The following is a 17,070-nucleotide window of genomic DNA, read 5'->3' as shown; positions in this document are numbered from 1 at the left end:
ATTTAACCCATAATAATTTAAACATTTTTCATTATGAATATGGATTCAACAAACATCAAAAGACAGCAAAAGGATTATTGGACGTTGGATAAACAACATGTCATTCATCCTTATACCAACTTCGAAAAATTCTCTGATGAAGGTTCGGTCATCTACGCTAAAGGAAAAGGGCATCATATTTACGACGAACAAGGGAGAGCTTATTTGGATGGAATTGCAGGTCTTTGGTGTGTAAATATTGGTCATGGTAACGAAGAAATAGCAGAGACCATGGCAGAACAATCACAGAAGTTAGCGTATTACAATACTTTTGAAGATGCAAGCTCAAGACCTATGGCAGAATTGGGAGAGAAGTTAGCAGAAATTTCTCCAGGGGCATTGAACCATGTATTTTATGGTACAGGTGGATCAATGGGAAATGATACAGCGGTAAAGATTGCGCACTATTATTTTAATCTCTTGGGGAAACCCAATAAGAAGAAGATCTTATCAAGAGATTTGGCGTATCATGGAAGCACGTATTTAGCCCATGCGATTACGGGTATTTCATCTACACACATGTCATTTGATTTACCGCATCAATTGGTACATTATTTAACGGCTCCTTATACTTATCGTAATCAAGGGGATCGAACTTTAGAAGAGTTTATCGATTTTCTAGTGGATGAAATGGAGGAAGCGATCATCAAAATTGGCCCAGATAATATCGCTATGTTTTTTGCAGAGCCTATCATGGGTGCTGGAGGTGTAATTGTCCCTCCGGGTGATTACCATAAGAGAACACATGCCCTTTGCAAAAAGTACGATATTCTCTATGTTTCTGATGAGGTGGTGACTGCTTTCGGACGATTAGGTAAGATGGTATCATCAAAAGATCTCTTTGATGTGGAACCCGATATGTGTGTCTATGCGAAAGGAATTTCCTCAGGGTACATACCACTGGGAGCGACTATGATTTCAGATCAAATTCATCAAGTCATCTCAAAACCAAAAAAGGATAATCCTTACTTCTCTCATGGCTTTACGTATTCTGGGCATGCTTTATCTTGTCAGGTGGGTCTTAAGAATATAGAGATTTTGGAAAGAGATAATTTCTGTGGACATGTATCAAAATGGGGGCCATATTTCGAAGAAGAATTAGGAAAGCTGAGTGAATACGGGATAGTAGGTGAAGTGAGAGGGAGTCATTATATGTTGGCATTGGAATATGTGCAAAAAAAAGAAACCAAAGAGAGTTTTGCACCCGAAGTGAACATAGGAAAAAGAGTATATCACCACGCCAAGCAATTGGGATTGATTATCCGTCCGATTGGTAACTTGAATGTACTGTCGCCACCACTAACGTATGATCAAAAAGCGATTGATAATACCATCAATATATTGAGAGAGAGTATTGAAAGAACGATAAAAGATTTAATTGAGGAGGGATTATGGCAGCAGTAAAACACTTACAAGATAAAGTGATTATCGTTACAGGCGCAGCTTCAGAAAGAGGTATTGGAAATGCGACTGCACATCAAATTGCGAAAGAAGGAGCAGTAGTAATTGTGACGGATATTGAACGGAATCAACATCAGATAACTACTGTGGTGGATGAAATTCGAAACAATGGAGGAAAAGCTTTTGGGGTGGTTATGGATGTCACCTCTCAAGATGATATTGATCGAATGATATCAGAAGTCATATCAAAGTACAAAAGGATAGACGGCATTTTTAACAATGCGGGAACACCTATTGGCGTAGGAGACTTTTTGATGTTGGATGAAAATATTTGGAAGACCACTTTCGATGTGAATGTTTTAGGAATGCAGCGACTTTGTAAATCCTTAGTGCCTCATTTTTTAGAACAAGGGAAAGGTGTAATAGTCAATAATGCCTCATCGGCAGGGTTAGGAGGTTTGCCAGAGTTTTCTGCTTATGGAGCATCAAAGTTTGCAGTAGTTGGTCTAACAAAGCATTTAGCTGCTGAATTTGGCCCTAAAAATATTCGAATAAACTGTGTATGTCCTGGCATGATAGATACCTCTATGTCTGACATAGAAGTGAATGCTTTTATGGAAGAACATGGTTTGGATAAAGAAGAAGCCATTCGACAACTCACAGAAATTGTTCCTCAGAGAAGGTATGGTCAGCCAGAGGAAATAGCAAAAGCTGTAGTTTTCTTGCTTAGCGATCAAGCGTCGTACGTAAATGGGGTAGCCCTCTCTGTTGATGGTGGTTTACCTGTCGGAACTTAATAAACAAGGGTTGTTGTTCATTATTTGACAACAACCCTTGTTTATTTCTAAGCTAAGGAAATATTTCCCTCTTCAGCTTCAGAACTTGTATCAATCATTTTAGTCTCCATTTCGTTATAATAACTGATCATTTTAATAGCTAATAATGCAGCAATTATAGAAACTGCACTACTAAATATTTCAACAGCAGTCCCCGTTTTTAATTTTTCTACAGTTTCTTCTAAAGTATATAATTTAGAAGTAATAGTGTTAAGGACATTGTTTACAACCCATAAGCCCCACCAAATATTGACCATAAAAGAGTTATCCTTTATTTCCTGTCCATTTTTTTGTAAGTATTGCCTTAATTCCAGAAATAATTCACTCATAATTTGATAAGGACGTACCCAGTTTAAGAATGGGATAAACCAACTCCAAACTGTTTCAGATTCTGAGTAACCCAAATAATCTACCTTTAATTTTAGATTATAATATGCTCTTCTCATCCATTTGATGAATAAGATACCTGTAACTATAAGTCCAATAACATAACCAAATTGAGCAAAAACATTCAATCCTAAAGGAATACCAAAAAACATGATATAGTCATCAGCTAGAGCACTTTGATCTTCAATGTCTATTAAAATATTATAAATAATAATGTGATTCACCATCATTACAAAGGAAAGAAAACACATAAATCCAAGGAAAATTTTAGCAATAGATGCTCTTTGATTGTTTACTCTAAGTTGTTCCATTTTGAAAAAATTGATAGAAAAAAATATTAAGAAGTCACTGTTTGAATGCGAAAATTTGTTATTCCATTTTTAATTAAGAATGCTTTTATCAAAAATAATAAAAAAGGGCGGTTTAGAATTAAAACCACCCATTTTTATCAATATAACAATCTACATTTAATTAATGTTGTTAGAATATCTCATCTTACTCTTTTCAAAAAGTTGATTTGATTTTAATTTTTTGAAAGGCACTAACATAAATTCATAACTATAATCTTTAGTTGGGTCAAGCATGTATTGATCCATTGCTCTCGACCACCAAGAATTCACACCACCAACACCTTCTTGAAGATGATCAATATGCCATTGCACACCATCTAATTTTTCAATTTGATAAGGATGCCTTTGATCATGTCTTAAATTTTTAGGGTAATTGTATGATGCATCTCCAGCATCAAGAGATTCGTCAGTATAATTAATAGCGCTAGTACTTAATTGATGTTGATCCGAAGAATAAGCCAATAATCCAACTCCTTTATTATTTTGTAATGCTATCCATCTAACATCAGTATGATTACCAAATTCTTGTGGACGGATATAAGGTATTTCTTGGTCACTAACTTTTTTGGTAAAAAGATCGACATTATTAGCACTATTTCTATCAGCATAATTATCTTCAGGACCTCTGCCAAAAAAGGACATATTATCAAACTCTTTTTTCAAGTTCATACGAAGACCGACACGGATAAGTTCAGGCAATTTTTCTTTTTCTTCCATGCCTTTTAGAGTACTTTTTACTTTCAAGGAACCATCCCCAAAAACAGTGTATTCCATAACGAATTTTGTCTCTACATTTGGTAAATGATAAGTAATATTCATTTGAACTACATTGTCTTTAATCTTCTCTGTAGTGATATTTTCAATAGAAAATTCATGAGTAGCTACATTCCAATCTTTCGCTTTTTGGAAAGCATAAGCACCCATATCGTTACAAGTTAAACCTCTATAGAAGCTAGGAGTTAAACCTGCTTTATCTTGAATAAATTCTGTTCCTTTGAAACTGTAAGAAGTGAAAGTTCTCTCGTTTTTATCAAATACAAAGCTGAAATTCTTATTCTTTATCTGAATTTTATTATCACCTTCTTCTAGAGAAATAGAAGCTAACTTTTCAATATTTACATTTTGTAATTGAATATCATTCGGGATTTCAAATTGATCTAAAGCAATGGTATAATTAGATGGAACAAAATGACTCCCATTATCATTTCTTACTTCAAAATGAATAAAACATTCTTTGTTTTGAGGAAGTTTACCATAATTTAATTGAATATTCTCTACCTGATGTGGAGCAGTTTTTAATTTAATTGTAGGTAGTCTTTTGAGGTATTTTCCATCGGCCTTTATAAATGGATATATTGAGTATCCAGATAAATCAGTAAAATCAAACCAGTTTTTGATTTCAAATTCTCCTTTCGCTACGTCTAAAGCTTTAAACTTAATATTTTGATAATTCTTCTTTACTTCAAAACTACTAGGCTTTAACTTTCGATCCGAATCAACAATACCATTTGCAAGGAAAGAACCGTCTGAAGGGACATTTTCAGGACCAAAATCAGCTCCATACGCAAAGAAAGCGTTGCCATCTGCATCTTTTGTGTAAAGTCCTTGATCTACCCAATCCCATATAAAACCACCTTGAAGGTTATCATATTTTTCATATAAATCCATGTATTCTTTGAGTCCTCCACCAGAGTTACCCATATAGTGTTCGTACTCACATTGAATCAATGGTCGGTCTGTATACTTTTTAGCGTAATCTTCTATGAATTTATGATCACCATACATAGGACAGTAAATGTCCGTATTCCATTCCAAGCCAGCTCTTTCGTATTGAACAGGAATGTCTGTTACACTTTTTAAATACAAATAGGATTGATAGAAGTTGTACCCATTACCCGATTCATTACCTAACGACCAAGTCACAATACAAGGGTAGTTTTTGTCTCTTTCATACATTCTTCGTGTACGATCCACAATCGATTTTTCAAAAGATGGGTTGTTACTAATCGACTTCCCTTTTTCAAGACTATAACCCATACCATGAGATTCTACATTGGCTTCATCAACGACATACATACCATATTCAGCACATAATTCATAAAAACGTCTAGGTTGAGGATAGTGAGATGTACGAATAGCATTGATGTTTAATTTCTTCATCAACTCTAAATCCGTTCTCATTATATCCTCGTCCACCACATGTCCTGTATAAGCATTATGTTCGTGTAGGTTAACTCCCTTCACAATGATTGCCTGACCGTTAATTAAAAACTGACCATTTTTTACTTCTGCAGATCTAAAACCAATTCTTTCTGCAGTTGTTTGAAGAACCTTCCCATCTTTTTCAACTGTGATTAGTAAAGTATATAATTGAGGGTTTTCTGCATTCCAAGATTTTACACCCTCTACAATCTCATTGTATTTTACTTCTTGATGTCCATGAGCAGGAATTTCTATTTTTTGAGATTTTTGTAGAATTACATTTGCATTCGAAGTAACCGTTTTATTATCAAAAAGTTGGTAGGATATGGTCGCTTCTTCTACTTGATTGTTAGTGTTTTCCACCTTAATAGATAAATCTAACAGACCATCCTTATAATCATTTTTTAGAGTAGTAATCGCTCCAAAATCTTGCAAATGAACAGGGTTTTGAGCAATTAAAAATACATCTCTTTCAATTCCACTAAATCTCCAGAAATCTTGACATTCTATATAAGAAGCATCTGACCAACGGTAGACCTGAAATCCAATCGTGTTTTCACCCTTCTTTAAATAAGAGGTAATATCAAATTCAGAAGGAGTTTTTGATCCTTGAGTGTAACCTACTTTTTGACCGTTGATATAAATAAAAGCCGCTGATTTTATAGCACCAATATGTAAAACAACATTTTGAGATAGGAAATCATCGTTTACATCAAAAGTTCTAAAATAAAGACCGACTGGATTTTTTTGTACTGGAACAAAAGGAGGGTTAGGCTTATCCATTTCAGTAAATCCTTTTGCGCGTTCTCTTACATCAGCAAATGGATAATAGTCATTGTTATATATAGGGATATCGAATCCTTCTACTTCCCAATTGGCAGGGACTTTAATTGTATCCCATTTGTCATGACTAAAATCGGACTTTGAAAATCCTTTTGGAATATTGATTCCATTTTCTAGCAATTTAAATTTCCATGTGCCGTTCAAAGAAAAATAATTTGATGAAGCTTCATAATTATTCTTCAAAGCATCTTCTTGAGTTGTAAAAGGAAAAAATGCAGCTCTTGGATCCATTTTATTTTCCCCAATCATATCAGGGTTTTCAATATAAGGGTCGGGAGTTCTTTCTACTTGAGCATAGACTTGATGCATCAAAAAGGAGAAAAGTAATAATAATTTTAGTTGGAGTTTGTTCATTTCTGTATAAGTAATAAAAATTATATAATAATTGGTCGTTGCGTAAATATCTTAAATTATACCTTATTAAAAAAAGATGTAATGAATAATATTCTATATAAATCATGAATTGAGAATATATTTTAGTAATTGTTTTATGATGAAAATGATTTATATATAATAAATGTTAATAATAAAAATGTCTGTTATTAATCAATAAATATTCGATTTATGGTTATATGGGATGTTTTTTAAATCATTCCTAATATTTTGAAGCCTTCATAAATGATTTTTGGTTATCATTATTTAATAATAAAAATAATAAACTAATTTTTATAAATAATAAATATTATTAACTTGCTTCGAAATGAAACATCAACTACCAATTAATTACGTAAACAACTATGCGAATTATTACTAAACTTAAAACTCTATTACTTTTCACATTTCTATTTTTAGTGAATTTTGCATTCGCTCAAAATAGAATGGTGACCGGAGTGGTATCAACAGAAGCAGGCGAATTACTACCTGGGGTAAATGTTGCTATTAAAGGAACATCAACAGGAACAATTACAGATGTGCAAGGGGAATTCCACATCGAAACAAATTCCGAAAGTACTTTAATCTTCAGTTTTATTGGATTTGGAACTGTAGAGATGAAAGTAGGTTCACAAACGAAAATGAATGTCATTCTCTCAGAAGATTCAGAGCAACTAGAAGAGGTGATTGTTGTAGGTTTTGGCGAGCAGAAAAAGGAAAACGTAACAGGTTCCTTAGAAACTATTGGGTCAGAAACCATTAAAGACAGACCTGTTACTTCTACATCAGCTTTATTTCAAGGTACACTTCCAGGGGTTGTTGCTACGCAAACCTCTGGACAACCGGGTGCGGATAACATGGATATCCTAATTCGTGGTTCTTCATCAATTAATGATACTCCAGCATTGGTAATTGTCGATGGCATGCCAATGAGTATGAATAATATCAATCCCCAAGATATCGAGTCCATTACTGTATTGAAAGATGCTTCTGCAACAGCTATTTATGGTGCACGTGCAGCAGGTGGTGTTATTCTAATCACAACTAAAAGAGGTAAAGAAGGAAAGGTATCTTTTGGTTATAATGGTTATGTAGGTGTACAAACTCCAACAATGGAGCATAAGTTTGTAGGTGCTGTAGAGTTTATGGAGCTAAGCAACTTAGCTAGACAAAATGATGGAGTAAATTCAAATCCAGTATTTACTCAAGATCAAATTGATGAATATAGAAATGGATCGAGACAAGGTGTAAACTGGAGGGATGCGATCATGTCTAGTACAGCCATGCAGCAACAACATAATATGACTGTTTCAGGTGGTAGTGAAAAGGTGAAGTATTATGGTTCTGGTTCATTTTTCGATCAAGGTGGATTAACACCGAATACGAATTTCCAGAGATATAACTTCAGAATGAATGTAGATGCGAAAGTGAATGATCGATTAACGACACATTTCAAATCAGCATTTGATAATTCAGTGAGACTACAACCAACAAGAGGTATTGGATCTGCTTATTATAATGCAAACATTTACTCACCAATCGATCCTATCAAATGGGACAACGGAGAATGGAATTATGTAAGAAACGGAAACCCAGTTAGATGGATGGAAGAAGGTGGTGATAGAACTTCAAATTGGGTGAATACTCAGTTAATGTTAGGGGCTGAATATAAAATCGTTGAAGGTTTAAAAGCAGTTGTAGATTATAATTTCAGATATTCTCATGATAGAGGTAAGGCATTTAATAATAAACATGACTATTACGATGGTGATGGTAAATTAGTAAAAACCGAACCAAACTGGTACGAGGATTACAATGCCGCAACGACATATAGTGGTTTACAAGCTCGATTGGATTATGAGAAACATTGGAATAACCACTATCTAAAAGCTATGGTAGGTTATTCAAACGAGACGCAATTATGGGAACAAGGGTCAATGACTCGTTACAATTACTTAACGGATAATATTCATATTATTGATGCAGGTTCTAGAGATCCAAAAGATTGGATGATGGGTGGTACTGCAGATCAATGGGCCATCCAATCTCTTTATGCAAGAGTCAATTATGCTTTCAAAGATAGATACCTTTTTGAAGCGAATATTAGACGTGATGGTTCTTCTAAATTTGGTCCTAGTCACCGTTACGGATTATTCCCATCTCTTTCATTAGGTTGGAGAATTAGTGAGGAAAGTTTCTTAAAAGATGTGGAGTGGGTAACTAACCTGAAAGTAAGAGGATCTTGGGGTAAAGTGGGTAACCAAAATATTGGTAGCTTTGATTGGACACCAACTTTGGCCGCTTCATCAGCTGTGATTGGAGGAGAAGGTGTAACATCAGTTTATTATGATAAAACAGCTAACCCAGACATTAAATGGGAAACTAAAACAACTACGAACTTTGGTTTAGAAGCAGATTTCTTTGGCCGATTAATCGGATTTACTGTAGATGTGTTTACCAACAGAACGACAGATATCTTAATGAATGTACCGGTACCTCCTCAATTTGGTTACGATGCACCAAGAGTAAATGCAGGTATTGTAGATAATAATGGATGGGAAGTTTCAGTAAGACATCAAAATCAGATTGGTAATTTCAACTATTTTGTCAACCTAAACCTATTTGATAATAGAAATAATGTTGTTGATATCTTAGAGACGGGTCCATGGATTGACGATATGCGTTTCACTGATGTTGGTGCACCAATGAGAGCTTGGTATGGTTTCCGTTCAGATGGAATTTATCAAACGGATGAAGAAGCAAAAGCCAATACTGCACACTATAATCTAAATAATAATATTGGAGCTGGTGATATCAAATTAGTAGATATCAATGGCGATGGTGTAATTGATGGGGATGATAGAGAATTGCTAGGTGATCCAAACCCGAGATACATGTTTGGTATTAACCTAGGAGGTAGTTTTAAAGGGTTCGATTTCAATATCTTATTTAATGGAGCCTTACAAAGAGATGTTGTTTTAATAAACGAAGCCGCAGTACCATTCTTCTTACAAGCTACACCTCAAGAATGGCAAGTAGAAAAAGCATGGCCAAACTCTAATGAATATCCAAAGTTTAGAGAAGATTATACAGTAAATGATCCAGGTAGATATTTTTCAGATTTCTGGATTCAAGATGGTAAATATATTCGTTTAAAGAACGTTACTGTAGGTTATACTTTTAGTGCGGATTTATTGAAAAAAGTAGGGGCTACATCAGCAAGAATCTATGTCTCAGGTGATAACTTATGGACCTCATCTGCTTTATGGTCACCAACCATTGATCCTGAAATTTCAAATGGTAGTAGAGGTGCGAGTTACCCTCAACTTTCTGTGTACACAACTGGAATTAGCTTAAACTTCTAACCTAAACTGATAAACAAATGAAAAACATTAAAAATAATATATACATTCTTTTTCTTTTAGTTGGTTTATTAAATAGCTGTAATCTTTTAGACAAAGAGCCATTACATGCAGTAACCGATGAAACGTTCTGGAAGAATGAAGCAGAGGCAAGAGCATTCTTAAATAATAACTATAACTCTTTAACTCCTTTTTGGCATCTTTATTTAGAAAGTGCATCAGATAATGGTTATTTAAAATATGCTTGGGAGGGTTCTGATTTAAGAGATTATACAACTGGTAATCATAATGCTTTTACAGGTTTTTGTGATTGGTGGTTTGATTATAAGGATATCAGAAACTGTTACGAGTTTTTAGCAAAAATAGACGATGTGCCAGGTGTTTCTCCCGAATCAAATAAAGAAATGAAGGCAGAGACTTATTTTTTCTTAGCATCCAAATACTTTGATATGTGGAAAGCTTATAGAGAAGTGCCGCTTGTTGATCGTCTTTTAACTGTTCAAGAAGCTGATGTACCTACTTCAAATGAAGAAGAAATTAAAGCTTTTATTGAAGAACATCTTGATTTAGCAATAGAAGGTTTACCAGAAACAAGTGCAGAAGGTCGATTAACAAAAGGAGCAGCAAGAATGCTTAAAGCTGATTATTTGATTTGGAATCAGGATTATCAAGGTGTTATTGAACAAACTAAGGCGATTATCAATTCAGGAAATTATGCTTTAGAAGCTCACTATGAAGATTTATTTCATTCAAGTACACAGGGTGGTACTAAGGAAGTGATTCTTTGGAGAGAGTATAAAAATGGTGTAAACGCAGATTGGGACAACTATACAAATTATATGTTGTTGCCAAATGGATTCCTTGGTGGTTGGTCATCTGTAGCACCAACTCAAGATTTAGTAGATGCTTATGAAGCCAAAGATGGTGTTTATCCATTTACTGATTCACCTTTATATGATGCTGTAAATGATAAGCAAGGATACACAATTAGAGATCCAAGATTTGAGCAATCGATCCTTTACAATGGAACAGTCTATGGAGGCATTCTTTATGAGCCTTTAAGGTTAGATGATAATAACCCAAATGTAATTGGTGGTAATAACTGTACTGTAACAGGTTATAACTATAGAAAATATACTGATTTAGATAAGATATCACCATCTCTATGCGATGTGAACAACTACATTTATAGATATGCCGAAACATTATTATTCTTTGCAGAAGCACAAAACGAAGTAGGAGGTCCATCATCAGAAGTGTATAATGCAATAGATCAAGTAAGAGAAAGAGCAGGTATGCCAAAGGTAAATCAGTCGATCTATAATACACAAGATGCTGTTAGAGAATTGATTCAGAGAGAAAGAAGAGTAGAGTTTGCTGGTGAGCAAAAACGTTTCTGGGATTCATGGAGATGGGGTATGAATCAATTTGGTAACCCTAAACATTGGACAGAAAACTCTTTACAAGTGGATGTTGAATCAGTAGAATATGAACATTTAGACGGATCAGTAAGTAGAGATTTCATTAGAGGTAGAAGAAATGGTAGCATGGGGAATAGAAACTACGTTTTACCTATTCCACAATCTGCTTTGGATGTTTCGAGAAACATTACACAACACCCTGCTTGGAGATAAACATAACAAAGAGAACTAGACTTTCATGTCTAGTTCTCTAGTAAATAAAATGATTACTTATTAAGAAAAAAGATAATTAAACTATCCATAAATAATATGACCAAAAAGATTAACCTATACTGTTTGTTTTTACTAATGCCTTTGTTAATGAATGCACAAGGTAAAATAGACAGAACCCCACATCCATACATCGAGAATCCTAACATGATTCAAGAGAATAAGATGGATACCAGAGTACATTTTGGGGTGTTCGATACTTATGCTGAAGCTAAAACCAATACTTTTGAAAAGAGTAAAAACTACTTGTCATTAAACGGAATCTGGAAATTTAATTATGCTGAAAACCCAGATAAAAGACCTGTAGATTTTTACAAGAATGATTTCGATGTTTCCGCTTGGAACGATATCAAGGTGCCGTCAAATTGGGAGGTAGAAGGATTTGGAACGCCAATTTATACCAATCATCCTCACGAGTTTGCCGATTGGAGAAATGATGATTACACTGATCTAAGAAAAGCACAGCCGCCTTATGTCCCTCAAGAGAAAAACCCTGTAGGTTCTTACAAAAGAACTTTTGATATTCCAGCTAATTGGGAGGGTAAAGATGTGATTTTACATATCGGAGCTATTAAATCTGCTGCATTTATTTTTGTGAATGGTGAAAGAGTTGGATATACACAAGGTTCTAAATTGCCTTCAGAATTTAATATCACTAAGTACCTAAAAGAAGGTAAAAACAATGTTGCTTTCGAGGTATACCGTTGGTCGGATGCTTCTTACTTAGAATGTCAAGATTTCTGGAGATTAAGTGGTATTGAAAGAGATGTCTATTTGATCGCTCAACCTAAAGTAGCTGTAAACGATATCAAGATTACTTCTGGGCTAACGAATCAGTATAAAGATGGTCAATTCCAATTGTCTGTTAACTTGATCAATACGACTGATGAGGTTCAAAAAGCCACAGTTAAATATCAATTATTTGATTTAGGAACAGGTGAAGAAATCCGAAACGACAACAAATCCGTTTCTTTATCAAAAGGTCAATTTGATGTTGCTTTCGAGAAAAAAGAATTCAAAGATATCAAGGCATGGTCTGCTGAATCACCTAATTTGTATCAAGCGATTATCACTTTATCAGATGCAAACGACAAGGTGTTAATGACTACCTCTCAACGTTTAGGTTTTAAATCATCAGAAATTAAAGATGGAAAACTATTGGTAAACGGTCAGCCTGTACTATTGAAAGGAGTGAACCTACATGAGCACAATGCAGAAACAGGTCATGTTATGACAAAAGAACTGATGAGAAAAGACTTGGAGTTAATGAAACAGTTCAACGTCAATGCAGTGAGAACATCTCACTATCCTCAGCCAGAATATTGGTACGACCTGTGTGATGAATATGGTATTTATGTATTGGATGAAGCCAATATTGAATCTCATGGTATGGGTTATAATTTGGCAAAAGGGCGTTCATTAGGAAATACTCCATCGTATGAATTGGCACATGTAGATCGTATTAGAAGAATGTATCAACGCGATAAAAACTATGCGAGTGTTATTGGTTGGTCATTAGGAAATGAAGCAGGTAACGGATACAATTTCTATAAAGGTTATCAGTATTTGAAAAGTGTTGACGATCGTCCTGTGCAGTATGAAAGAGCAGGTTTGGAGTGGAATACAGATATTTATGTACCTATGTATCCAAGTGTTGGATATATCGAAAAGTATGCAAAAGAATATTCAGATCGTCCATTGATTATGTGTGAATATGAGCACTCAATGGGGAACTCTACGGGGAACATGAAAGATTATTGGGATGTGATTGAGAAGTATGAGAATCTTCAAGGTGGATTTATCTGGGATTGGGTAGATCAAGGTATTAAAGTGGAGAAAGATGGTAAGATCATGTATGCTTTTGGTGGCGATTTTGGACCTGAAAATGTACCTACAGATGGAAACTTCTTATTAAATGGTGTGGTAAATTCGGATAGAACACCTCAGCCGGCTTTATATGAAGTGAAAAAGCAATATCAAAATGTAAAATTTGAGGCAGTTGACTTAGAAAAAGGTATTGTGAAGGTGAAAAACTGGAATTACTTTATTGATCTTAGCAAATATCATTTAGAAATTACTGTGACTGTAGATGGCAAAGTAGTAAAGCGTTTCCCTTCTCAAATATTAAAAACGAAGCCAACAGAAACAGAGGAACTTACTTTTGATGTTTCTGCAATTAAGCCATTGGCAAATACAGAATATTACCTTAATCTTTCATTACAATTGATCAATGAGGAGCCTTTCTTACCTAAGAATTTTGAGGTAGCTAAAGAGCAATTCTTATTACCAATTTATAAGAATGAGGAGAAGCCACTTCCTATATATGCAGGTTTAACTCTTGATGAAAATGAGGCTGAATTAATTATCAAAAATAGATGGTTGCATCTAGTATTTGATAAAAAAGAAGGTATCATCAAAGAATATACTGTCAATAAAGTAGCTTACCTAAAAGATGGCAAAGGTCCTAAACCAACTTTCTGGCGACCAATTGTAGACAACGATTATGGTAATAAGATGGATGTGAAAAACATCAATTGGAAGAAAGCAACTTATGAAAGTAAAGTAAGTAATGTTTCATCAGAGATGTTGAATAAAGGAACTGCAAGTATTCAAGTGACATTTGATTTAGGAGAGATTGGAACTTCTTGTAATGTGAACTATTTGGTGAACGGAGATGGAAGCATTGATGTAAAAGCAACCTTAGAGGGTAAAGAAGATCTACCTGATTTACCAAGATTTGGTATGGTCATGCAATTGCAAAAACAGTTTGATCAGTTTACTTATTATGGTAGAGGGCCATTCGAAAACTATATTGATCGTAACGATGGAGCATCTGTAAGTGTATATTCAAGCAAAGTGAAAGATCAGTTTGTTGCTTATGAACGTCCTCAAGAAAACGGTCATAAAACGGATGTACAGTGGGCAGCATTAGCAAACGCTAAAGGCAACGCACTAATGTTTAAGAGTAGCATGAAATTAGGAACGACTGCTTTACATTATACATCGGCAGATCTAGATGCTCGACCTGGCTACAAATACCCAGAGGTGAGATTAGAGAATAAACACAATTGTGATATTGAACCTCAAGACCTTGTGGAATGGCATATCGATTATAAGCAAAGAGGAGTGGCAGGTACGGACAGCTGGTACTCAATGCCTTTGGATCAATATGTTATCCAACCAAACGAAAATATTACGTATGAATTTACTTTGGTGCCTATCAAATCGGCATCAGTAAATAAGTACATTCAAATAGCTAAGAAGAAATACAAGAGACTTTCGATTCAATAGCTTAACTATTACCAAAAGTAGGGAAGAAGTCATGTGCTTCTTCCCTTTATAAAACAACGGAACAATGAATAAACTTAACGAGATTTTTTATCAGTTTTTACCAGAGTTTAAAGTAAACAAAATTGCAAAATACGGTTCAGGACATATCAACGATACCTATATGGTAACGATTGACGATAGTGAGACTACATTTATTATGCAAAGGGTAAATCATCAAATTTTTCCAAACGTACCGGAATTGATGAATAATATTTTTGGTGTGACGAATCACTTAAAAGAAAAGTTTGAAGAAATGGAAGGGAAAGATCCAAATGTAAATACCCTCACGTTTATCAATACTTTGAATGGAGAAAAGTACCATCAAGATGATGAAGGAAATTACTGGAGAGTGATGGCAACAATTACACCTGCTAGATCATACGATAAGGTCGAAACAGAGCAGCAAGCGTTTCAAGCTGGAGTTGGAATAGGTGAGTTTCAAGCCTTATTATCTGATTTTGACGGAAGTAGTTTATATGAAATCATTCCTAATTTCCATAATATGGAAACTCGATTGGCAACATTTAGAGAAACTGTCAAAAAGGATGTTGTAGGAAGAGTTAGACTTGCTCAAGAACAAATTCAGTTTGTTGAAAATCGAGCTGAAGAAATGCAAACATTGGTGCGTTTGGGTAAAGAAGGAAAGCTTCCAATCAGAGTAACGCATAATGATACAAAGATCAATAATGTTTTATTGGATGAGAACGATGAAGCATTGTGTGTGATCGATTTAGATACTGTAATGCCAGGTTTTGTACATTACGATTTTGGTGATGCGATTAGAACTTCTACCAACACGGGAGATGAAGATGATGCCAACTTGGATAATGTGGAAATGGATATTAAATTGTTTACAGCATATACGAAAGGTTTCTTATCGAAAACGGCTAGTAGTTTAACTCCAATAGAAATCGAATATCTTCCTTTATCGGCTAGAATCATGACTTTCATTATTGGTCTACGTTTTATAACTGATTACTTGGATGGTGATAATTACTTTAAAACTCATCATGAACACCATAACCTTCAAAGAGCCAAAGCACAATTTAAATTGGTGAGTAGTATGGAAAGACAATTTGAGGAGATGCAAAGAGTAGTTCAGGAAGAGGTGACTGTAAAATGTTAGGATCACTCTCAAAAATATTCATTTGATAATCAAAAGATGATGACTTTAAATAATAAAATTGATTGCCCGACATACTCTCAAGTAAACGAAGAATTGGATCGACAATTAGACGATCTGTATCTGAGATCATTTACCTCGGGTTATTTATCAAAAAATGCCTTGGAAGGGAACGATAGGATACATTTTTTTGATGTAGACGACGAAATCACCTATAGAATTCAGATCAATCATGTAAGATCAAATTATAGTAAAGCAATGGCAGGAACTAAAAAACCTGCTTTACCCGAAGGAGCCAAATGTCCAATTTGTATCGAAAATGTAGGAGCAGAAGGGAAGGAAAATTTAGAGATTCTGGCATTCAATCTAAAACAAGAAGAATTCTTCATTCAACTGACACCTTTTCCTTTGTATCATCATCATTTTGTGTTGATTACCAAAGAACATCGACCAATGGAAGTGAGTGTTGATAGTTTTAAAAAACAGCTAATGTTTTTACATCAAATGCCTCATTATGTGGTGTGTTCAAACTCGGATAGAGAAGGAGCAGGAGCATCAATTTTATCACACCTTCACTTTCAAGTTTTTAAACAACTTCACTTGCCTATTTTCGAGGCGAGAGAAAGGCAATTAAAAACAAAAAATAATGAAGCTGAGGTATCAGTCTTGGACTTTCCTCTTTCAGTTGTAAAAATTAAAGCAAATTCCGAAGAAATCTTATTAAAATCGTTTGATTCGATTTTATCAAAATGGAGAAGCCAAAATGAAAGAAATTCATTCAATACAGTTTTGAGGTTTCATGAACAAAAACTAGAAGCATATTTAATTTTTAGACATCCTGATTATACAACACCAACTCATCTATTAAAATATAAATATGAGGGAATAGGGGTGATAGAAGCTTGTGGTGAAGGAATTTTTCCAACTCCAGAAGGAGAAGAGGAGATGGAAATTAATAACGATATAAGAAATGAGGGGAAAGAGATTTTAAAGGAAATGTTGTCACATCTCAATCCTTTAAATGAACATCAAATGAAAACATTTCTATCTGATATTTGATGAAAAATCAAGATATTAGTTAATATTAAGAAATTAAATTTCTAATTATTGACTAATAAATAATAAATATTATAA

The 17,070-nt window shown here is 34.4% G+C and carries 9 protein-coding genes; 7 read left to right on the top strand and 2 right to left on the bottom strand.

Translation table 11 applies throughout. From position 1 onward, the window contains the following. Positions 1-33: 33 nt before the first annotated feature. Entirely contained in the window at positions 34-1,443 is a 1,410-nt protein-coding gene (locus MY04_RS07425) for an aminotransferase (protein WP_066208199.1), read from the top strand. Then, positions 1,431-2,237, top strand: coding sequence for an SDR family NAD(P)-dependent oxidoreductase (locus MY04_RS07420; protein WP_066208197.1), 807 nt, complete (start codon positions 1,431-1,433; stop codon positions 2,235-2,237). Before MY04_RS07425 ends, MY04_RS07420 begins: the two co-directional genes overlap by 13 nt. Positions 2,238-2,284: 47 nt before the next feature. On the opposite strand, the gene MY04_RS07415 is transcribed toward MY04_RS07420, so the two are convergent. Beyond that, positions 2,285-2,974 carry a DUF4328 domain-containing protein gene (locus MY04_RS07415; protein ID WP_066208195.1) on the bottom strand — a complete coding sequence of 230 codons (690 nt, stop codon included), beginning with the start codon at positions 2,972-2,974 and terminating at the stop codon, positions 2,285-2,287. Between the two features lie 156 nt (positions 2,975-3,130). Continuing rightward, positions 3,131-6,412, bottom strand: a complete 3,282-nt coding sequence (locus tag MY04_RS07410) for a glycoside hydrolase family 2 TIM barrel-domain containing protein (protein ID WP_066208188.1) — start codon at positions 6,410-6,412, stop codon at positions 3,131-3,133. A 383-nt stretch (positions 6,413-6,795) separates the two neighbouring features. On the opposite strand from MY04_RS07410, the gene MY04_RS07405 reads away from it, so the two are divergent. The 5 genes from MY04_RS07405 to MY04_RS07385 all read left to right on the top strand — a co-directional run bounded on the left by MY04_RS07405 (position 6,796) and on the right by MY04_RS07385 (position 16,995). Then, entirely contained in the window at positions 6,796-9,795 is a 3,000-nt protein-coding gene (locus MY04_RS07405) for a SusC/RagA family TonB-linked outer membrane protein (protein ID WP_066208185.1), read from the top strand. 17 nt (positions 9,796-9,812) lie between these two features. After that, the gene (locus MY04_RS07400; RefSeq protein WP_066208177.1) at positions 9,813-11,426 is read left to right on the top strand and encodes a RagB/SusD family nutrient uptake outer membrane protein; all 1,614 of its coding nucleotides are present in this window, start codon (positions 9,813-9,815) and stop codon (positions 11,424-11,426) included. Positions 11,427-11,522: 96 nt separating this feature from the next. Beyond that, the gene (locus MY04_RS07395) at positions 11,523-14,774 is read left to right on the top strand and encodes a glycoside hydrolase family 2 TIM barrel-domain containing protein (protein WP_066208174.1); all 3,252 of its coding nucleotides are present in this window, start codon (positions 11,523-11,525) and stop codon (positions 14,772-14,774) included. Between the two features lie 64 nt (positions 14,775-14,838). Further along, complete coding sequence (locus MY04_RS07390; RefSeq protein WP_066208169.1) at positions 14,839-15,939, top strand: phosphotransferase enzyme family protein; 1,101 nt, start codon at positions 14,839-14,841, stop codon at positions 15,937-15,939. A gap of 36 nt (positions 15,940-15,975) precedes the next feature. Continuing rightward, positions 15,976-16,995, top strand: coding sequence for a DUF4922 domain-containing protein (locus MY04_RS07385; RefSeq protein WP_066208165.1), 1,020 nt, complete (start codon positions 15,976-15,978; stop codon positions 16,993-16,995). Positions 16,996-17,070: the final 75 nt, after the last annotated feature.

This window comes from Flammeovirga sp. MY04 (genome assembly GCF_001682195.2).
Classification (GTDB): domain Bacteria; phylum Bacteroidota; class Bacteroidia; order Cytophagales; family Flammeovirgaceae; genus Flammeovirga; species Flammeovirga yaeyamensis.
This window is presented reverse-complemented; position numbering and strand designations above follow the sequence as displayed.